This window comes from Klebsiella electrica, assembly GCF_006711645.1.
Lineage (GTDB): Bacteria > Pseudomonadota > Gammaproteobacteria > Enterobacterales > Enterobacteriaceae > Klebsiella > Klebsiella electrica.
On sequence record NZ_CP041247.1, the window covers coordinates 281,292 to 301,136 of the forward strand.

At 58.6% G+C, this 19,845-nt stretch carries 19 protein-coding genes; 13 read left to right on the top strand and 6 right to left on the bottom strand.

From position 1 onward, the window contains the following. Positions 1 to 324 precede the first annotated feature (324 nt). From arnB to Electrica_RS01310, 8 genes are all read left to right on the top strand, one after another. Positions 325 to 1,464: a UDP-4-amino-4-deoxy-L-arabinose aminotransferase gene (gene arnB, locus Electrica_RS01275; protein WP_131049176.1), complete on the top strand. Its 1,140-nt coding sequence runs from the start codon at positions 325 to 327 to the stop codon at positions 1,462 to 1,464. 1 nt (position 1,465) lies between these two features. Then, positions 1,466 to 2,449 (top strand): undecaprenyl-phosphate 4-deoxy-4-formamido-L-arabinose transferase, encoded by a 984-nt coding sequence (gene arnC, locus Electrica_RS01280; protein ID WP_100683031.1) that lies wholly within the window; start codon positions 1,466 to 1,468, stop codon positions 2,447 to 2,449. Further along, positions 2,446 to 4,431, top strand: coding sequence for a bifunctional UDP-4-amino-4-deoxy-L-arabinose formyltransferase/UDP-glucuronic acid oxidase ArnA (gene arnA, locus Electrica_RS01285; protein ID WP_131049175.1), 1,986 nt, complete (start codon positions 2,446 to 2,448; stop codon positions 4,429 to 4,431). Before arnC ends, arnA begins: the two co-directional genes overlap by 4 nt. Further along, positions 4,428 to 5,330: a 4-deoxy-4-formamido-L-arabinose-phosphoundecaprenol deformylase gene (arnD, locus tag Electrica_RS01290; RefSeq protein WP_141963172.1), complete on the top strand. Its 903-nt coding sequence runs from the start codon at positions 4,428 to 4,430 to the stop codon at positions 5,328 to 5,330. The genes arnA and arnD overlap by 4 nt, the downstream gene beginning before the upstream one ends. Next, entirely contained in the window at positions 5,327 to 6,982 is a 1,656-nt protein-coding gene (arnT, locus tag Electrica_RS01295; protein ID WP_141963174.1) for a lipid IV(A) 4-amino-4-deoxy-L-arabinosyltransferase, read from the top strand. The genes arnD and arnT overlap by 4 nt, the downstream gene beginning before the upstream one ends. Next, entirely contained in the window at positions 6,979 to 7,317 is a 339-nt protein-coding gene (arnE, locus tag Electrica_RS01300) for a 4-amino-4-deoxy-L-arabinose-phosphoundecaprenol flippase subunit ArnE (protein WP_131049172.1), read from the top strand. The genes arnT and arnE overlap by 4 nt, the downstream gene beginning before the upstream one ends. After that, a complete protein-coding gene (arnF, locus tag Electrica_RS01305; protein WP_131049171.1) occupies positions 7,317 to 7,700 on the top strand; it encodes a 4-amino-4-deoxy-L-arabinose-phosphoundecaprenol flippase subunit ArnF in 384 nt (127 codons plus the stop codon). Before arnE ends, arnF begins: the two co-directional genes overlap by 1 nt. Before the next feature lie 507 nt (positions 7,701 to 8,207). Further along, on the top strand, positions 8,208 to 9,428 hold the full coding sequence (locus tag Electrica_RS01310) for an MFS transporter (RefSeq protein WP_141963176.1): 1,221 nt from the start codon (positions 8,208 to 8,210) through the stop codon (positions 9,426 to 9,428). On the opposite strand, the gene Electrica_RS01315 is transcribed toward Electrica_RS01310, so the two are convergent. Beyond that, entirely contained in the window at positions 9,429 to 9,986 is a 558-nt protein-coding gene (locus tag Electrica_RS01315) for a DcrB family lipoprotein (protein ID WP_131049169.1), read from the bottom strand. It abuts the gene before it with no gap. Positions 9,987 to 10,059: 73 nt separating this feature from the next. After that, positions 10,060 to 10,725, bottom strand: coding sequence for a 7-cyano-7-deazaguanine/7-aminomethyl-7-deazaguanine transporter (locus Electrica_RS01320; protein WP_141963178.1), 666 nt, complete (start codon positions 10,723 to 10,725; stop codon positions 10,060 to 10,062). Between the two features lie 212 nt (positions 10,726 to 10,937). Here Electrica_RS01320 and tusA point away from each other — a divergent pair, with 212 nt between their 5' ends. Beyond that, positions 10,938 to 11,183 (top strand): sulfurtransferase TusA, encoded by a 246-nt coding sequence (gene tusA / locus Electrica_RS01325; protein ID WP_004868581.1) that lies wholly within the window; start codon positions 10,938 to 10,940, stop codon positions 11,181 to 11,183. A 693-nt stretch (positions 11,184 to 11,876) separates the two neighbouring features. Here tusA and zntA read toward each other — a convergent pair. Both zntA and Electrica_RS01335 read right to left on the bottom strand, forming a co-directional pair. Beyond that, positions 11,877 to 14,075, bottom strand: a complete 2,199-nt coding sequence (zntA, locus tag Electrica_RS01330) for a Zn(II)/Cd(II)/Pb(II) translocating P-type ATPase ZntA (protein WP_131049167.1) — start codon at positions 14,073 to 14,075, stop codon at positions 11,877 to 11,879. Positions 14,076 to 14,153: 78 nt separating this feature from the next. Further along, positions 14,154 to 14,780: a lysoplasmalogenase gene (locus tag Electrica_RS01335; RefSeq protein ID WP_100686592.1), complete on the bottom strand. Its 627-nt coding sequence runs from the start codon at positions 14,778 to 14,780 to the stop codon at positions 14,154 to 14,156. A gap of 141 nt (positions 14,781 to 14,921) precedes the next feature. Between Electrica_RS01335 and Electrica_RS01340 the strand changes: the two genes are divergently transcribed. Beyond that, positions 14,922 to 15,281 carry a DUF2500 domain-containing protein gene (locus tag Electrica_RS01340; protein WP_141963180.1) on the top strand — a complete coding sequence of 120 codons (360 nt, stop codon included), beginning with the start codon at positions 14,922 to 14,924 and terminating at the stop codon, positions 15,279 to 15,281. 10 nt (positions 15,282 to 15,291) lie between these two features. Here Electrica_RS01340 and Electrica_RS01345 read toward each other — a convergent pair whose 3' ends face one another. Both Electrica_RS01345 and rsmD read right to left on the bottom strand, forming a co-directional pair. Beyond that, complete coding sequence (locus Electrica_RS01345) at positions 15,292 to 15,570, bottom strand: DUF1145 family protein (protein ID WP_141963182.1); 279 nt, start codon at positions 15,568 to 15,570, stop codon at positions 15,292 to 15,294. Further along, positions 15,560 to 16,156, bottom strand: a complete 597-nt coding sequence (gene rsmD / locus Electrica_RS01350) for a 16S rRNA (guanine(966)-N(2))-methyltransferase (protein ID WP_141963184.1) — start codon at positions 16,154 to 16,156, stop codon at positions 15,560 to 15,562. The genes Electrica_RS01345 and rsmD overlap by 11 nt, the downstream gene beginning before the upstream one ends. Positions 16,157 to 16,347: 191 nt before the next feature. Here rsmD and ftsY point away from each other — a divergent pair, with 191 nt between their 5' ends. From ftsY to ftsX, 3 genes are read left to right on the top strand one after another with little or no spacing between them, the layout of a single operon-like run. Beyond that, entirely contained in the window at positions 16,348 to 17,919 is a 1,572-nt protein-coding gene (ftsY, locus tag Electrica_RS01355; protein ID WP_141963186.1) for a signal recognition particle-docking protein FtsY, read from the top strand. A 2-nt stretch (positions 17,920 to 17,921) separates the two neighbouring features. Further along, positions 17,922 to 18,590 carry a cell division ATP-binding protein FtsE gene (ftsE, locus tag Electrica_RS01360; protein WP_004868565.1) on the top strand — a complete coding sequence of 223 codons (669 nt, stop codon included), beginning with the start codon at positions 17,922 to 17,924 and terminating at the stop codon, positions 18,588 to 18,590. Then, positions 18,583 to 19,644, top strand: a complete 1,062-nt coding sequence (gene ftsX / locus Electrica_RS01365; protein WP_141963188.1) for a permease-like cell division protein FtsX — start codon at positions 18,583 to 18,585, stop codon at positions 19,642 to 19,644. Before ftsE ends, ftsX begins: the two co-directional genes overlap by 8 nt. Positions 19,645 to 19,845: the final 201 nt, after the last annotated feature.

Consider the following 19,845-nt stretch of genomic DNA (forward strand, 5'->3'; position numbering starts at 1 on the left):
TTGTTTGACTGTTTAATGTTTGTTTACTTTACTGCACCGCGCTCCTGTTTTGCCCATAAACGGGGGCCATTTTCCCGCTTTACCCCTGCCTCATTTCCTGTAAATTTCTTTTAAAAACAATTGATTATTTTCCTTCTGGTAAATTATATTAATTTCTTAAGATTATCCTAAGCAACTCCGTCTAAATTTAATAACGTCAAATACCCTGGAATGAAAAGTGGCATTGAAGAGATTCCATTTTCATTTTGTTTAAGTCCGCTGGCGCAGGATATTTTTTCTATCGACCCGTAACCCTGAAAGGGTCATATACAGAACAGGAAAATGATGAGCGAATTTTTGCCGTTTTCGCGCCCGTCGATGGGCGACGCAGAGCTGGCTGCGCTGCGTGAAGTTTTGCAATCGGGCTGGATCACGACCGGACCGAAAAACCAGGCGTTGGAAGAGGCATTCTGCACGCTGACCGGCAACCGTCACGCCGTGGCGGTGAGTTCGGCGACTGGCGGCATGCACGTTACGCTGATGGCGCTGGGCATTGGCCCTGGCGATGAAGTCATCACGCCCTCCCAGACCTGGGTTTCCACGCTGAACATGATCTGTCTGCTGGGCGCGACACCGGTGATGATCGATGTCGATCGCGACAATCTGATGATTACCGCCGAGGCGGTTGCCGCGGCGATTACCCCCAACACCAAAGCGATTATTCCCGTGCACTACGCGGGCGCGCCTGCGGATATCGACGCGATTCGCGCCGTGGCGGAACGTCACGGTATCCCGGTGATTGAAGATGCCGCGCATGCGGCGGGGACCTATTACAAGGGCAAACACGTGGGTGGACGCGGCTGCGCGATCTTCTCTTTCCACGCCATCAAAAATATGACCTGCGCCGAAGGCGGACTGATCGTCACCGATGACGATGCGCTGGCATCGCGCATACGTAGCCTGAAATTCCACGGCCTTGGCGTCGATGCGTATGACCGCCAGACGCATGGTCGGGCGCCGCAGGCGGAGGTGATTTCGCCGGGCTTCAAATACAATCTGGCTGATATTAACGCCGCGCTGGCGCTGGTGCAGCTGGATAAACTGGCCCATGCCAACCAGCGTCGGAGCGAGATTGCCCAGCGCTATCTGCGCGAGCTGGCGGATACGCCGTTTAAGCCGTTGGCGATACCGGAGTGGCAACACCAGCACGCCTGGCACCTGTTTATTATCCGCGTGGATGAAGCCACCTGCGGGATCAGCCGCGATGCGTTAATGGAAAAACTGAAAGCCATGGGCATCGGCACCGGCCTGCACTTCCGCGCAGCGCACACGCAAAAATACTACCGCGAGCGTTTCCCGACGCTTTCCTTACCGAATACGGAATGGAACAGCGCACGTATCTGTTCACTCCCTTTGTTCCCGGATATGACCGACGATGACGTCACTCGGGTCATTTCTGCGCTGCACCAGCTGTCAGGATGTTGATATGTTTACTTACTCTCCCGTGAAAAAGGTCTCGGTCGTTATTCCAGTTTATAACGAACAGGAGAGCCTGCCCGAGCTGATTCGCCGTACGGATACCGCCTGCGCGACGCTGGGTCGCCAGTATGAAATTCTGCTGGTCGACGATGGCAGCAGCGATGATTCTGCCCGCATGTTGACCGAGGCTGCAGAAGCCGAAGGCAGCCATGTGGTCGCGGTGTTGCTTAACCGCAACTATGGCCAGCACTCGGCCATTATGGCGGGCTTCAGCCATGTGACCGGCGATCTGATTATTACCCTTGATGCCGACCTGCAAAACCCGCCGGAAGAGATTCCGCGCCTGGTGGCGAAGGCGGACGAAGGCTACGACGTAGTTGGTACCGTGCGGCAGAACCGCCAGGACACCGTATTTCGCAAAAGCGCGTCGAAGATGATCAACCGCCTGATTCAGCGTACCACCGGTAAAGCGATGGGGGACTACGGCTGCATGCTGCGCGCCTATCGTCGCCACATCATCGATGCGATGCTCAATTGCCATGAGCGCAGCACGTTCATCCCGATTCTGGCGAATACCTTCGCGCGGCGGGCGGTTGAGATCCCGGTGATGCACGCGGAGCGTGAATTTGGCGATTCCAAATACAGCTTTATGCGCCTGATTAATCTGATGTACGACCTGGTGACCTGTTTGACCACCACGCCGCTGCGTCTGCTTAGCGTCTTTGGCAGCGTGATTGCCCTGCTGGGCTTTACTTTTGCCTTCCTGCTGGTGTTCCTGCGCCTGGTATTTGGCCCACAGTGGGCGGCGGAAGGGGTATTCATGCTGTTTGCCGTGCTGTTCATGTTCATCGGTGCACAGTTTGTCGGCATGGGGCTACTCGGGGAGTATATCGGACGCATCTATAACGATGTCCGCGCCCGTCCCCGCTACTTTATTCAACGTGTTGTACGTCAGCCGGAAACGGCGTCTCAAGAGGAAGATCGTTCATGAAAGCTGTAGTCTTCGCTTATCACGATATGGGTTGTGCCGGCATTCAGTCTCTGCTGGATTCCGGGTATGAAATCGCCGCTATTTTCACCCATCCGGATAACCCTGGCGAAAACCATTTCTTTGGCTCGGTTGCGCGTATTGCTGCGGAACAAGGTATCCCGGTGTGGGCACCAGAAGATGTTAACCACCCGCTGTGGATCGAACGCATCCGCGACATGAAGCCGGACGTCCTGTTCTCTTTCTACTATCGCAACATGCTGGGCGACGATATCCTCAGCCTGGCGCCAAAAGGCGGCTTTAATCTGCACGGTTCTCTGCTGCCGAAATATCGCGGCCGCGCGCCGCTGAACTGGGTGCTGGTCAACGGTGAAACGGAAACCGGCGTGACCCTGCATCGCATGGTCAGCCGTGCGGATGCCGGCGATATCGTGGCGCAGCAGACGGTTGCTATCGGCGCTGATGATGCCGCGCTGACCCTGCATCGCAAGCTGTGCGCCGCGGCGTCAGAGCTGCTGAGTCAGGCTCTGCCGGCGATTCGTGAAGGGAAAACCCAGCAGCGTGCCCAGGATGAAAGCCAGGCCACCTACGTTGGTCGCCGCACGCCGGAAGATGGCCGTCTCGACTGGGAAAAACCGGCGCTGACGTTGCATAACCTGGTTCGCGCGGTGTCCGATCCGTGGCCGGGGGCGTTTGGCTATGCCGGCGCGAATAAATTTATCGTCTGGAAATCCCGCGTGCGCCAGGACCTGGCCGCGGCGAAGCCGGGAACGGTCATTTCCACCTCTCCGCTGGTGGTCGCTTGTCAGGATGGCGCGCTGGAGATAGTCACCGGTCAAACCGAGCGCGGCGTTTACATGCAGGGTACGCAGCTGGCGCAGGCGCTGGGGCTGGTATCCGGCGCGGTAATAAGCAGCAAACCGGTTGTGGCGATTAAACGCCGTACCCGCGTGCTGATTCTTGGCGTCAACGGTTTTATCGGTAACCACCTGACCGAGCGTCTGCTCGCCGACGACAACTACGAAATCTACGGTCTGGATATCGGGTCGGACGCGATCGGTCGTTTCCTCGGCAACCCGCGCTTCCACTTCGTTGAAGGCGATATCAGCATTCACTCCGAGTGGATCGAATACCACATTAAGAAATGCGACGTGGTACTGCCGCTGGTGGCCATCGCGACGCCAATCGAATATACCCGCAATCCGCTGCGCGTGTTCGAGCTCGACTTCGAAGAGAACCTGAAGATCATCCGCGACTGCGTGAAATACGATAAGCGCATTATCTTCCCGTCGACCTCCGAAGTGTACGGCATGTGCACCGACAACAACTTTGACGAAGACACCTCAAACCTGGTGGTCGGCCCGATCAACAAACAGCGCTGGATTTACTCGGTATCGAAGCAGCTGCTCGACCGCGTTATCTGGGCCTACGGCGACAAGTCCGGCCTGCGCTTCACGCTGTTCCGCCCGTTCAACTGGATGGGACCGCGTCTGGATAACCTGAATGCCGCGCGTATCGGCAGCTCCCGGGCGATTACCCAGCTGATCCTGAATCTGGTTGAAGGTTCGCCGATCAAACTGATTGAAGGCGGTAAACAAAAACGCTGCTTCACCGATATTAGCGACGGTATCGAAGCGCTGTTCCGCATTATCGAGAACAAAGATGGCCGCTGCGACGGGCAGATTATCAACATCGGTAACCCGGAAAACGAAGCCAGCATCAAAGAGCTGGCGGAGATGCTGCTGGCGTGCTTCGAGCGTCATCCGCTGCGCAACAACTTCCCGCCGTTCGCCGGTTTCCGCGATGTTGAGAGCAGCGATTACTACGGTAAAGGCTACCAGGATGTGGAGCATCGTAAGCCGAGCATTCGTAACGCGAAGCGCTGCCTGAACTGGACGCCGACGGTGCCGATGGAAGAAACCGTGGAGCATACGCTCGACTTCTTCCTGCGCACGGTTGAGCTGGTGGACGACAAGACATCATGAAACAGGTCGGCTTACGCATAGATGTCGATACCTTTCGCGGTACCCGGGACGGGGTACCGCGCCTGCTGAGTCTGCTGGGCCAGCACGGGGTTCAGGCAAGCTTCTTCTTCAGCGTTGGGCCGGACAATATGGGGCGCCATTTATGGCGCCTGATAAAACCGAAGTTTCTGTGGAAGATGCTGCGTTCAAACGCCGCTTCGCTGTACGGCTGGGATATTTTGCTGGCCGGCACCGCCTGGCCTGGGCGACGGATTGGCGCGGGTAATGAAGAGGTTATCCGTGCGACGGCGCAGACGCATGAAGTAGGTCTGCATGCCTGGGATCATTACAGCTGGCAGGCATGGAGCGGCGTCTGGCCACAGGAGCGGCTGGCGCTGGAGGTCGAACGCGGCCTGCTCGAGCTGGAGCGGATCATCGGCCGGTCGGTCACCTGTTCCGCCGTGGCGGGCTGGCGCGCGGATCAGCGGGTGATTAAAGCCAAAGAGTCCTTCAATTTCCTCTACAACAGCGACTGTCGTGGCTCGCGTCCCTTCCTGCCATTGTTGGGCGACAAGATGACGGGTACGGTGCAGATCCCCGTTACGCTGCCTACCTGGGATGAAGTGGTCGGCAGTAGCGTCGATGCCGGGGGCTTCAATCGCTATCTGCTGGATTGCATTCACCGGGATAGCGGTACGCCGGTCTACACCATTCATGCTGAAGTGGAAGGGATTGCCTTCGCCCAGCAGTTTGATCAACTGCTGACGATGGCGGCACAGGAAGAAATCCAGTTTTGCCCGCTGAGCCAACTGCTGCCCGCAGATTTTAGCGAGCTGCCGCTGGGTAAAGTGGTTCGCGGTGAATTGGCTGGCCGGGAAGGCTGGCTTGGGCGTGAACAATTATTGAGTCAGGACGTATGAAAAGCATTCGTTATAGCGTCTCTTTAGTGGTGTTATTTGCGCTGTATTACCTACTGCCGTTGAATTTTCGCCTGCTCTGGCAGCCTGATGAAACGCGCTATGCGGAGATCAGCCGCGAGATGCTGGCGTCCGGTGACTGGGTGGTGCCGCATTTTCTTGGGCTGCGCTATTTTGAAAAACCGATTGCCGGATACTGGATTAACAGCATCGGGCAGTGGTTGTTTGGTCACAATAACTTTGCCGTGCGCTTTGGCTCGGTCTTCTCCATCAGCGTCACCGCGCTGCTGATTGCGTGGCTGGCATGGCGAATCTGGCAGGACAAACGGGTGGCGATTCTGTCCGCCGTGATCTTCCTGACCGCGCTGCTGGTCTACAGTATTGGCACCTATGCGGTGCTGGATCCGATGATCACCCTGTGGATGGCGCTGGCGATGTGCAGTTTCTGGGGCGTCGCTCAGGCGCAGAGCCGAAGCGGTAAAATCATCGGCTACGCGCTGCTGGGGGCGGCCTGCGGCATGGGCGTCATGACCAAAGGCTTCCTGGCGCTGGCGGTGCCGGTTATCGGGGTTCTGCCGTGGGTGATTGCCCGCAAACGCTGGCGTGAAGTGCTGACCTACGGCTGGCTGGCAGTGGGCGTCTGCGTCCTGGTGGTCCTGCCCTGGGGCCTGGCTATCGCCAAACGCGAACCGGACTTCTGGCGCTACTTCTTCTGGGTGGAGCATATTCAACGCTTTGCCGAGAAAGATGCCCAGCACAAGGCGCCGTTCTGGTATTACATCCCGTTCCTGATCGCCGGAAGTCTGCCGTGGCTGGCGCTGCTGCCCGGAGCGCTGAAGCGCGGCTGGAGCGAGCGCGATGACGCGCGCGGCGCGCTGTATCTGCTGGGCTGGGTGGCGATGCCGTTCCTGTTTTTCAGCATCGCCAAAGGGAAACTGCCGACCTACATTCTGCCGTGCTTCGGGCCGCTGTCGATTCTGATGGCCCGCTATGCGCTGGATGCGGCGAAGGCGGGAGCGAAGGCGCTGCGCATTAACGGCCTTATCAACCTCATCTTTGGTCTGGTTGGTCTGATCGCCGTGCTGGTGGTGTCGCCGTGGGGCGTGATGCATAAACCGGTCTGGACGCAGATTGAGCTGTATAAATGTCTGCTGGCGGCGATTGCGTTTGCCGTCTGGGCGCTGATGGGCTGGCTGGCGATGAAAGATAACGGTCGGCGCTGGACATTAGCCGCCTGCTGTCCCCTGGGGCTGGCGCTGCTGGTTGGCTTTGCCATTCCTGACCGGGTGATCGATAGCAAGCAGCCGCAGTTCATGGTGGATATTATTAGTGAATCGCTGGCGCCAAGCCGCTATGTGCTGAGCAACAACGTCGGTATTGCCGCCGGTCTGGCGTGGGAACTCAAGCGTAACGATATCATCATGTATGATAAGCAGGGTGAGCTGCAGTACGGTTTAGACTGGCCGGATGCGAAGAATAGCTTTGTGAGCCAGGGTGAGTTTGCCGGCTGGCTGGCAGCGCATCGCCAGGAAGGACCGATATCGCTGGTGCTGCTGATGGACAAAGGAGAAAACATGGCCGATTTACCCCTACCGAAACCTGACAACGCCTATGTGTTAGAGCGGGTTGTGTTTCTCCAGTATCTGCCGCAATGAGTACCTGGATCTGCCTGGCGCTGGCGAGCCTGTTAAGCTGCGTCGGGCAGTTGTGCCAGAAACAGGCGACGCGCCCGTCTAAGTCACGGCGGCGCGGTCGCCATATTCTCGGCTGGCTGGGCCTTGCGCTACTGGCGCTTGGCGGCGGTATGCTGCTGTGGTTGAGCGTGCTGCAATCCATTCCGGTGAGCGTCGCCTATCCGATGCTGAGCCTCAATTTTGTCTGGGTGACGTTAGCGGCCTGGGGGATCTGGCGCGAGCCGGTGGCCGGGCGGCACTGGGTTGGCGTAGGGCTGATTGTGGTCGGCATCGTGGTGCTCGGGAGTAGCGTCTGATGGGGTTAATCTGGGCGTTATTCAGCGTCGGGCTGGTCAGCGCCGCACAGCTTCTGCTGCGCGGGGCGATGGTCGAGCTGCCGCCGCTGAGTGACCTGTTCGCGTTTCTGAATCATCTTTTCCATCTGCGGGCCGGAACTCCCGGCCTGGTGCTGGGGCTGAGCGGCTATCTGCTGTCGATGGTCTGTTGGTACTTTGCGCTGCACCAGTTGCCGCTGGCCAAAGCCTACGCCCTGCTCAGCCTGAGCTACATTCTGGTCTGGGCCGCCGCTATCTGGCTGCCCGGCTGGCATGAACCTTTCCACTGGCGTTCTCTGCTGGGCGTGCTGATTATCATCGCCGGCGTGCTGACTATCTTCTGGCCGGCGAAGCGCAAAACCTGAGTCAGCGAATCCCGTCGGCCCGAATGCTCTGCTTTCACCTCCGCATGTTCCCCGAGACGGAATACGGCGGTAGCCAGCCTGCGCCAGTTGGTTGTGGCGAATCATGCCGATTCGATATATCAGGATCAGCGCGGAATACTGATTGATATATTATCCTGCCAAAAGCGGAGGGATTACCGGTAAAAATTCGCCGTCAATCTGGTGGGCCTCTCCCATAATGTAATCCGGCTCTCTGCACCGTGGGGCCGGGTGGCAAGTTGAGCGCAGGGGCAAAGCAGCCTTCCCAGACCATTTGCAGGCCCATCCAGGGTTCCGGCGCCGGCGCATGATCAAAATAGCTTTTCAACGAAGAGATCGGGAGGCGGTTGCCAGACACGGCCGCGAATTTGCTGACCGATAAATATCGCCTCCGGCGAGTCGAACAGCGTGATTTTTGTCGCGGCAGGCTGCTTTTGCGCAGACGACGTGATAATAGTGAAACACTGTTGTAAAAGTCTGGTGGACCCCATGCCCGAACCCGTTGACGAACCGGCGCTCAATGGACTGCGCCTTAATCTGCGGATTGTCTCCGTGGTGATGTTTAATTTTGCCAGCTACCTGACAATTGGCCTGCCGTTGGCCGTTCTGCCGGGCTATGTCCATGACGTGATGGGATTCAGCGCGTTCTGGGCCGGCCTGGTCATTAGCCTGCAGTATTTTGCCACGCTCCTCAGTCGCCCTCATGCCGGACGCTACGCCGATCTCCTTGGTCCGAAAAAGATCGTAATCTTCGGGCTGTGCGGCTGTTTTCTCAGCGGGTTGAGCTATCTGCTGGCGGCCGCCGGAAGCGGCTGGCCGATCCTTAGCCTGGCTCTGTTGTGCCTTGGCCGCGTGATTCTCGGCATCGGGCAAAGCTTTGCTGGCACCGGTTCAACGCTATGGGGCGTGGGCGTGGTGGGGTCGCTGCATATCGGGCGGGTGATTTCGTGGAACGGCATCGTGACTTACGGGGCGATGGCGATGGGGGCGCCGCTTGGCGTGCTCTGCTATTCCCTTGTCGGGTTATCGGGGCTGGCGTGGGCGATTATGGCCGTGGCGCTGGTCGCTATTCTGTGCGCGTTGCCGAGGGCGGCGGTTAAGGCGACGAAGGGCAAAGCGATGACGTTTCGCGCCGTGCTGGGCCGGGTCTGGCTGTATGGGATGGCGCTGGCATTGGCGTCCGCCGGGTTTGGCACCATCGCGACGTTTATTACCCTGTTTTACGACGCCAAAGGCTGGGATGGCGCGGCGTTCGCGCTGACGCTATTCAGCTGCGCGTTTGTTGGCGCGCGTCTGCTGTTCCCCAACGGCATTCATCGTCTGGGGGGACTGAATGTCGCTATGCTGTGCTTTAGCGTTGAGATTATCGGGCTTCTGCTGGTGGGGCTGGCTGAGACTTCGTCGATCGCCAAAGTCGGCACCTTCTTCGCTGGCGCCGGTTTTTCCCTGGTCTTCCCTGCGCTGGGGGTGGTGGCGGTGAAGGCGGTGCCGCAGCAGAATCAGGGCTCGGCGCTGGCGACCTATACGGTATTTATGGATCTGTCTTTAGGCATTACCGGTCCGCTGGCCGGGCTGCTGATGGCGTGGGCCGGGATTTCGACGATTTATCTGGCGGCGGCGGGACTGGTGGCGGTGGCGCTGCTGCTGTGCTGGCGGTTAAAAAAACGGCCCCCGGTTGTTGCGCCGGAGGCCGCAGCGTCAGGTCAGTAGTTACTGGATGACGAGGGTGTTGATGATGCTTTCAGCTGCGCTTTGCGCCTGCTGCTGGTTGTCTGCCGGCAGCGTGATCTGCAGGGTCAGCAGTTTATCGTCAACCTTGCCGAGAATGACGGAAGACCACGCGGTCTGGCCCTTGGCGGAGATGATGCTGTCCAGCTGCTGCAGCGTGTGGCCTTTGATATCAATCGATTTATTGGTGACAACCTGCAGCTGCGGATCGCGGCTGCGCTGCTGATCTTCCAGGCGTTGGGCCAGCACGCTCAATTCTTCATTGGTGCTGTCGCCAACAATCACGATCACCGCTTTCTGCCCGGTGGCGTCGGAATAGACGTGCATGTTGTTGGCCTGGGTACCCAGCTTGCCGCTCTGGTCGGTCATTCCTGCAGGCAGGGAGAAACTCAGCTTACCGTCCAGCAGGCTGATATTCTGTCCGCTGGCGTTGCTTTCCGCAGCGGCCCCGGCAGTCGGCGTTTTTGTATCGCTGTTATCACAGGCAGCAAGCCCCATCACCAGCAGGCCAATACCGACATATTTAACCAAATTGCGCATTGACATCTTCCTTTCGATAAACGGCCATTAACGGCTCATGCGCTTATCTTATCACATCAATCTGCGAGTACTCTTAACTTGGCTGCAATGCGGATAAATCAGATTTATCTGCCAGTTTTTTCAGCAGCATATTCAACAACATGCCATACATCGGCAGGAAGAAAGCAATGCTAATCAGTACCTTAAAGCTGTAGTCGACAATGGCGATTTCGCCCCAGTTCGCCGCCATAAACGGGTCCGGACTCCGCCAGAAAGCGATAAAGAAAAAGGCCAGGGTATCGCTGACGTTGCCGAACAGGGTCGAGGCGGTCGGCGCCAGCCACCAGCGGCGGTTTTGACGCAGGCGGTTAAAGACGTGGACATCGAGGATCTGGCCCAGCGCGTAGGCCATGAAACTGGCGGCGGCGATACGGGCGACGAACAGGTTAAAGTGGGTCAGCGCGGCAAAGCCTTGCCACTCGCCCATATAAAACAGGGACGAGATGCCGTAGGAGATCAGCAGTGCCGGGATCATCACCGCCAGGATAATGCGTCGTGCCAGCGGCGCGCCGAAAATCCGCACCGTCAGATCGGTGGCGAGGAAGATAAACGGAAAGCTGAACGCGCCCCAGGTGGTATGAAAACCAAAAATGGCGATCGGTAGCTGCACCAGATAGTTGCTGGAGGTGATCACCAGCAAATGGAAAAGAGAAAGCCAGACCAGCGCTTTTTGACGCTGTGACGTTGTAAATGGACTCATATTGTGACCTTTTTAGTGATTGGGGTGAGGGAACCCAATAAATCAATACTCGCGCTGTGGCATTGCCAATACGCGAGTACCAGTTTGAAGCGGCAGAATGATACTGCGTTGAGCGAGTATTGCAATGGTTGTTTTTCACGCAAACGTTAACCTGACTTGCGTAGCGCAAAAGTGGGGGTAAACTAGGGCCGTTTTGTTGATGTGAGATGAAAATGACCGAACTTTTCTCCAGCCCTGACCACACTCTGGACGCTCAGGGCCTGCGTTGTCCGGAGCCGGTAATGATGGTGCGTAAGACCGTACGTACCATGCCGGTGGGTGAAACGCTGCTGATTATCGCCGACGATCCGGCGACAACCCGCGATATCCCGGGTTTTTGCCGCTTTATGGAGCATGAGCTGCTGGCGCAAGAAACCGCGGCGCTGCCCTACCGCTATCTGATTCGTAAAAGCCATTAAGCACGGGTTTGCGTGCCTCACTGCCTCTCCCGGAGGCGGGGCTGCGCCCCTTGTCCGGGCGACTCATGCCAGACCACACGCTCCCGTAGCCCCGGTAAGCAACGCGCCACCGGGGGATAAACGGAGCGATTGCCGCAGGCCGTCCTCCCGGAGGCGGGGCTGCGCCCCTTGTCCGGGCGACCCATGCCAGACCACACGCTCCTGTAGCCCCGGTAAGCAACGCGCCACCGGGGGATAAACGGAGCGATTGCCGCAGACCGTCTTCCCGGAGGCGGGGCTACCCATGCCAGAGACCACACGCTCCCGTAGCCCCGGTAAGCAACGCGCCACCGGGGGATAAACAGTGCGATTGCCGCAAGTCGTCCTCCCGGAGGCGAGGCTGGGCTCCTGTCCGGGCTACCCATGCCAGAGACCACACGCTCCCGTAGCCCCGGTAAGCAACGCGCCACTGGGGGATAAACAGTGTGATTGCCGCAAGTCGTCCTCCCGGAGGCGGGTCTGCGCCCCTTGTCCGGGCTACCCATGCCAGAGACCGCACGTTCCCGTAGCCCCGGTAAGCAACGCGCCACCGGGGGATAAACGGAGCGATTGCCGCAGACCGTCCTCCCGGAGGCTGGGCTGCGCCCCTGTCCGGGCGACGAATGCCAGAGACCACACGCTCCCGTAGCCCCGGTAAGCACCGGGGCTTTGCGCTTATTTCTTACGTAACAGCCGCAGCGCGTTGGCGGTGACCAGCACCGTCGCCCCGGTATCCGCCAGTACCGCCAGCCACAGGCCGGTCAGGCCGAGCAGGGTGGTGACGAGGAAAATCCCCTTCAGGCCCAGCGCGATGGCGATGTTCTGCCGGATATTGGCGTGGGTGGCGCGGGCCAGCGAAATCATCTGCGCCAGCCCGGTCAGGCGATTGTGAGTCAATGCCGCATCGGCGGTTTCCAGCGCCACGTCGGTGCCGCTGCCCATCGCGATGCCAATGGTCGCCGCTTTCATCGCCGGCGCATCGTTGATACCGTCACCGACCATCGCCAGCGGCGCAGCGGCATTGAGCGCCGTGACCGCCTCGACTTTATCGGCCGGCAGCAGCCCGGCGCGAAATTCCAGCCCCAGTTCCCCGGCAATGGCCGCCGCCGCACGCGGGTTATCGCCGGTCAGAATGACCCCCTGGACCCCCAGACGATGCAGATCGTCGACCGCCTGGCGGGCGTCGTCGCGCAGCGTATCCCGCAGCGCCAGAATACCGAGCAGAGACTGTTCGCGCAGTACCAGCACCACCGTCTGACCCGCGCTCTCCAGCTGCTGAATCTGCGCCTCATGCTCTGCCGCAGCGTCGTTGCCCGCCGCGCAAATCAGTATCCGACGGCCGTCGACCTCGGCTTCAATGCCCGAACCCGCCAGTGCGCGCTGACCGTGGGCAGACGGAATCGTCAGCTGGCGCTGCCGGGCTTCGCGCACGATAGCCTGCGCCAGCGGGTGGCTGGAGCCTTGTTCCACTGCCGCCGCCAGGGCCAGCAGGCCATTTTCATCCACGTCATTCAGGGCGATGGCGGCGGTAACACGCGGTTGACCAACGGTTAGCGTCCCGGTCTTATCAAAAGCCACCTGACGTATGCGACCCAGTTGCTCAAGCGCTGCGCCGCCTTTAATCAGGGCGCCGTGGCGTGATGCCACCGCCAGCCCGGAAGTGATGGCCGCCGGAGTGGAAATCACCAGCGCACAAGGACAGCCGATCAGCAGCAGCGTCAGACCCTTGTAGATCCACGGCAGCCAGGCGGCGGCAAAGAACAGCGGCGGCACGATGGCGACCAGCAGGGCAACGACCATAATGGCCGGCGTGTAAATCCGGCTGAAACGATCGATAAAGCGCTCAATCGGCGCCCGGCGTTCCTCCGCCTCTTCAATCAGCTTCAGAATACGGTCAATGGCGCTGTCGCCCGGCTCGGAAATGACCGTCAGTTGCACCAGGCGATCGACGCTGGTGGCGCCTGCCGCCACGCGTTCACCAGACCGGCGCTCGACCGGCACCGACTCACCGGTTAAGGCGCTTTCATCGAAGCTGGCGAACGGCGTGCGCAGCTGGCCATCGGCGGGCAGGCGACCACCTGCTGCGACTTCAATCACGTCTCCGGGGCGGAGATCGCGCTGGGCGACGGTTTCCCGCACGCCATCACGCAGGCGAGTGGCGGTATCGGGTTTTAACGCCATCAGCGCGCTGACCCCCTGGCGGGCGCGGCTGGCGGCCCAGCCTTCAAGGCGCTCGCCAACCATAAACAGCAGCAGCACCATCGCGGCTTCGGCCGTGGCGCCGATAAACAGTGCCCCGATGGCGGCGACGCTCATCAGTGTTTCAATGGCAAACCAGCTGCCGCTGCGGATCAGGCGCAGAGCCTGGCGAGCGACGGGCCACAGGCCGACAAGCGTGGTGGCAATGAATGCCAGCTCGCCGAAGGGGTGGTTGAACTGTTCCAGACCCCAGCTCAGTGCCATCAGTAGCACCAGGGTTATCAGCGGCAGGTTCTCGCGCAGGGGCGAGGTTTCCGGCGGCGGGGCGCTTTCATCGCGCAGCGTATAGCCCACGGCACGTACCGCGCTTTCGACGGCCGTGCGGATATCGGCATCGGCGTTGACCAGCAGTTTTTCGGTGGCAAACAGAACCTGTACCTGGCTGACGCCCGGTACCTGGCGCACCGCGGTTTCGACTTTACGGGCGCAGGCGGCGCAGTCCATGCCTTCAACCAGCCAGCTATAGCGCGCCTCGTTTAACGCCTCGTTGTCGGCGGCGTTATTGGTAGCACAGCCAGACTCGGTGCAGCAGCTGTCAGCCTGCGCGACAACCGGCTTTAATTTGAATGACGAGAACTGTGGGACTTTTTTATCCTGCGTTTCTGGAGTCGACATGGGACCCTCCCGGTAATGATAATTTTCTCATTACCAGAAGGATACACTCTGGAGTCGACTCCAGAGTCAAGCGCAAAATTACAGATACAGCGCGCGGACGATCAGGAAGTGGCCGGCAAAGTAGAAGGCGGCGGCGAGAGCGTTATCGGCGCGGAAGCGACGGCGATAGTGGCTGATCAGCCAGACGATATTACTCAACAGCAGGAATGTCGCGCCGGCGAAGCCTGAGAGCGCGGTATCCGTCGGGCGGAAGAACCACAGCTCGCCGGCCAGCCAGACCATAACCAGCGTCATGCCGATAAAGGTGAAGACCGGCATGCGCAGATCTTCCAGCCGACTCCAGATAACCGCCAGCAGCAGCGCGCCGATAACCAGCAGCACCAGCGGCAGCGGCCAGAAAAATGACATCGTCATCTGGCTGGCAAACCAGATCGTATACAGCAGATGCGACAGGAAAAAGGCCCCCACCGCATACATCACCCGCTGGCGCGGCAGCTGTGTTAAGGCATCGCCCAGCAGCGAAGCGCACAGCCCGGCGAGGACCAGGTAGCTGATAGCGTTGAACTTTGGCGCCTGCCAGGCCAGCAACAGGAGCAGGATCAGCGTGACGGGTTTAAAAACCCAGCGCCGCCACGCGGGGCCGCGATAGGATGCATCGACGTAAAGCCATGCGGAGAAACAGACAGCAATAAACGACCAAAGCATAGTAAGTCCTTGTATCTGTTATTATTAAGTGAGTAGTGTATTGGCGGTGCTAAAACTTAGTGTAGTGGTTCGGGTGGGCAGATGACAATGTTAATCAAGGCGCGGTATGCTTATTCCTGAGAATTTTTATGGGTTAGATGAATGAGCAAGGTTCCGCTGTTTTTTATTATCGTCGTTGCCCTCATTGTGGTAGCCGCCTCGGTGCGCTATATGCAGCAACGCCGGGAAAATATGGATAACGACGCCGCGCCGCTGCTGCAAAAGCGGGTGGTAGTGAGTAACAAGCGGGAGAAAGTGCTCAACGATCGCCGTTCGCGCCAGCAAAGCGTTGCGCCCGCCGGTAGCGATATGCGTTATGACGCGAGCTTCAGGCCACAAGCCGGTGGCATGGAGGTTAGTTTTCGACTAGAGGCGGCGCAATATCATGCGCTGAGCGTCGGCGATCGGGGAACGCTGAGCTACAAAGGCTCAAGGTTTGTCGCGTTTACGCCAGAACCTTGAGCCCACGGGATTACTTCTTACGCAGCGTGGCCTTGAGCTTTTTCTGCCAGGCCACCAGTTCGAACACGCCGAAGACAAAAATGCGAATCTGCTCGAAGCGGCTCAGCGGCGGGGCATCTTTCGGTTGCGTGGCCTTCAGCAGCGTCAGCTGCAGGCCGTGCATCAGGATCATAAAGATCAGGGCAACGTTAACAAAGATGTTCAGCGGTTTCGGGAAAGGCTGAAACAGGTTTAACAGCAAAAGTGCCCAGACGCACAGCATCAACACGCGGCCAAAATTAATCAGCACGATTTTCTCCTTTTACCTCACGTTGATAGAGACGATAGGCGACCTGTCCGGCCACTTTCTCACGATACAGCTGCCAGCATGCCGGCACCGGCGGTAAACCATTTTCGACTTCGCTCTCAACGTAGATAAGCGCTTCATCGGCGAGCCAGCCGTTATTTTCCAGCAGACGCAGCGTCTCTTCCAGCAGACCTTTACGGAAAGGCGGATCGACAAACACGATATGGTGCGGTGTGCCGGGCTGATTAAGGTAGTTGAGCGTATTGATATTGACCACTTTGCCATGGCTGGCTTTCAGGGTCGCCAGGTTTTTTTGCAGCTGCTGGGCGACGCCGCGCTCCATTTCCAGCAGCGTGGTGCTGCCCGCATAGCGCGACAGCGCTTCCAGCCCGAGGGCGCCGCTGCCGGCAAAGCAATCCAGGCAGTGCGCATCGACCATAACCGGCGCCAGCCAGTTAAAAAGGGTTTCACGGACCCGGTCGGTGGTCGGGCGCAGGCCCGGGCTCTCCGGCACCGGTAATTTCCGGCCCCGCCATTGCCCACCGATAATACGGATCTGGCCGCTGCCCGTGTGGTTTGGTTTCTTCATCTCTTTGCTCAGGTCTCCACTTTCAGCCCGCTATTCTAGCGATCGAACGCGGATGACGAAACCTTAATCCGGGGGCGGTGATGCGAGTTAAGTTAAGTGATAGACTATCCGACTAATTTCATCATTTTTCAGCTTCCGCTATTGTTATGCCGAAGCTGTGCCATGAATAAACAGCGGGAGTGTCGTCGCAAATGGCAAAAGAGAAAAAACGTGGCTTCTTTTCCTGGCTGGGCTTTGGACAAAAAGAACAGGCGCAGGAAACCGAGACCGAACAGAAAGTAGAAGGGCAAACCGAGGTTGCCGAACAGCATTCGGCCGCAGAGTTGCCTGCTGAGTCGGTGGCGGCACCAGAAGCGGATACGGTCAGCGCTTCTCCGGTGGAGAAAGAGGACGCGGAAGCTTTTGCGGCCGATGTCGTTGAGGTGACTGAACAGGTTGTTGAGAGCGAATTACCGCATTCTGCGCCGGTGACGCCTGCGGTTGAAGTCCCGGCCGAAGCCGAAGAAACCCCTCGCGTGGCGATTGCAGAGGCTGTCGCTGCAGAGCTGCCGGCGGAAGAGGTGGCCGCCACGGAGCCGCTGGTCGAAGAAGCTATCGCGCAACCGGTTGTCGCGGAAGCGGTAGCCGGGCAGACGCCGCAAGCGCTGACGGATGAGCCGCAAGTCGCTGCCGGGGACGATACGCTGAGTGATGAGACGCGCGGTGAGGAACCTGCACTGTCTGATGAGGAGCTTGAAGCTCTGGCGCTGGCCTCACAACCTCTTGATGATGAAGCGGTTATTGAAGAGGAAGAAGAAAGCCAGCCGGATGACGCTGCCCAACTGGAGCAGGAAAAACCGACGAAGGAGGGCTTTTTCGCCCGCCTGAAACGCAGCCTGATTAAAACCAAACAGAACCTCGGTTCCGGATTTATCAGTCTGTTCCGCGGCAAAAAAATCGACGATGATCTGTTTGAAGAGCTGGAAGAACAGCTGCTGATTGCCGACGTCGGCGTGGAAACGACCCGTAAGATCATTACCAATCTGACCGAAGGCGCCAGCCGCAAACAGCTACGTGACGCGGAAGCGCTGTATGGCCTGCTGAAAGAAGAGATGGGCGATATCCTCGCGAAAGTGGATGCGCCGCTGAATGTTGAAGGGAAAACGCCATTTGTTATCCTGATGGTGGGCGTGAACGGCGTGGGTAAAACCACCACTATCGGCAAGCTGGCGCGTCAGTTCGAACAGCAGGGTAAATCGGTGATGCTGGCGGCCGGGGATACCTTCCGCGCCGCAGCGGTAGAACAGCTGCAGGTCTGGGGTCAGCGTAACAACATTCCGGTGATTGCTCAGCATACCGGCGCGGACTCGGCATCGGTTATCTTCGATGCCATCCAGGCCGCGAAGGCGCGCAACGTTGACGTGCTGATCGCCGATACGGCGGGTCGTCTGCAGAACAAATCGCACCTGATGGAAGAGCTGAAGAAAATTGTCCGGGTGATGAAAAAACTGGACGAAGATGCGCCGCATGAGGTCATGCTGACCATCGATGCCAGCACCGGGCAGAACGCAATTAGCCAGGCCAAACTGTTCCATGAGGCCGTTGGCTTGACCGGCATCACGCTGACTAAGCTGGACGGCACCGCGAAAGGTGGGGTTATCTTCTCGGTCGCCGACCAGTTCGGTATTCCGATTCGCTACATTGGCGTCGGTGAACGTATTGAGGATCTGCGTCCGTTTAATGCGGGCGACTTTATTGAGGCACTTTTTGCCCGAGAGGATTAATCATGATTCGCTTTGAACAAGTCAGCAAAGCCTATCTCGGTGGGAGACAAGCGCTGCAGGGGGTGAATTTCCACCTGCAGTCGGGCGAGATGGCATTTCTGACCGGCCACTCCGGCGCGGGGAAAAGTACCCTGCTTAAGCTTATCTGCGGTATTGAACGGCCGAGCGCCGGGAAAATCCTGTTCGGCGGCCACGATATCAGCCGCCTGAAAAGCCGTGAGGTGCCGTTTTTGCGCCGTCAGATCGGCATGATTTTCCAGGATCACCACCTGCTGATGGACCGTACGGTGTTTGATAATGTCGCTATTCCGCTGATTATTGCCGGCGCCAGCGGCGATGACATTCGCCGTCGCGTGTCGGCGGCGCTGGACAAGGTCGGGCTGCTGGACAAAGCGAAAAACCTGCCAATCCAACTCTCCGGCGGTGAACAGCAGCGCGTGGGGATTGCCCGCGCGGTGGTCAACAAGCCTGCGGTGTTGTTGGCGGATGAACCCACCGGTAACCTCGATGAGGCGCTCTCGGAAGGGATTTTACGCCTGTTTGAAGAGTTTAACCGCGTAGGGGTCACGGTTCTGATGGCGACGCACGACCTGGGGCTGATTTCCAGCCGCTCGTACCGCATGCTGACCCTGAGCGACGGTCATATGCATGGAGGCCATTGGGGTGAATAAGCGCGACGCAATAAACCAGATTCGCCAGTTCGGTAGCCGGCTCGATCGCCTCCGCAATGGCGCAGGCGCGGGCGGTGGTAGCGGCGGGCGTAATGCGCCGAAGCGGCCAAAAGCGGCACCGGGCCCGGCTTCCCGTAAGAGCAACGTCTTTAACGAACAGGTCCGCTATGCCTGGCATGGCGCGGTCCAGGATTTAAAAAATACGCCGCTGGCGACCTTCCTGACCATTATGGTTATCGCCATTTCGCTGACGCTGCCCAGCGTGTGCTACATGGTGTACAAAAACGTCAACAGCGCGGCGGCGCAGTACTATCCGTCGCCGCAGATCACCGTTTACCTTGAGAAAACGCTGGATGATGACGCGGCGGCGCGGGTAGTTGGTCAGCTCCAGGCGGAACAAGGCGTGGAGAAGGTAAACTACCTGTCGCGGGATGAGGCGCTTGGCGAGTTCCGCAACTGGTCTGGTTTTGGTGGCGCGCTGGATATGCTGGAAGAGAACCCGCTGCCGGCCGTCGCGATTGTGGTGCCGAAGCTGGACTTCCAGAGCACCAATGCGCTGAATACGCTGCGCGATCGCGTGACGCACATTCAGGGCGTGGACGAAGTGCGTATGGATGACAGCTGGTTTGCCCGCCTCTCCTCGTTGACCGGGCTGGTGGGCCGCGTGTCGGCGCTGATTGGCGTGCTGATGGTGGCGGCTGTGTTCCTTGTTATCGGCAACAGCGTACGCCTGAGCATTTTTGCCCGTCGCGATACCATTAACGTGCAAAAACTGATTGGCGCGACCGACGGTTTCATTCTGCGTCCGTTCCTGTATGGCGGTGCGCTGCTGGGCTTCTGCGGTGCCTTTTTGTCGCTGATTTTATCGGAAATTATGGTGATGCGGCTGTCGTCCGCGGTGACGGAAGTCGCGCAGGTGTTTGGAACCAGGTTTGAACTCAGCGGGTTAGGTTTCGACGAGTGTCTGCTGATGCTGATTGTCTGCTCGATGATCGGCTGGGTTGCGGCCTGGCTGGCTACGGTTCAACATTTACGTCACTTTACCCCCGATTAAAAAAAGTCTGGTATAATCTTTCCCTGCACTGATGAATGTCTCTCTGCAGGGAAAGAGTCCCTGTTGTCTCTTCCCTGTGTTTTCATTTCCATGTCACATTTTGTGCGTAATCTATTCACATCGTTGCATGGAACTTGTGGATAAAATCACTGTCTGATATTAATGTGGGTGATATTCTCGTTGCTCATAAACGCTGGCATG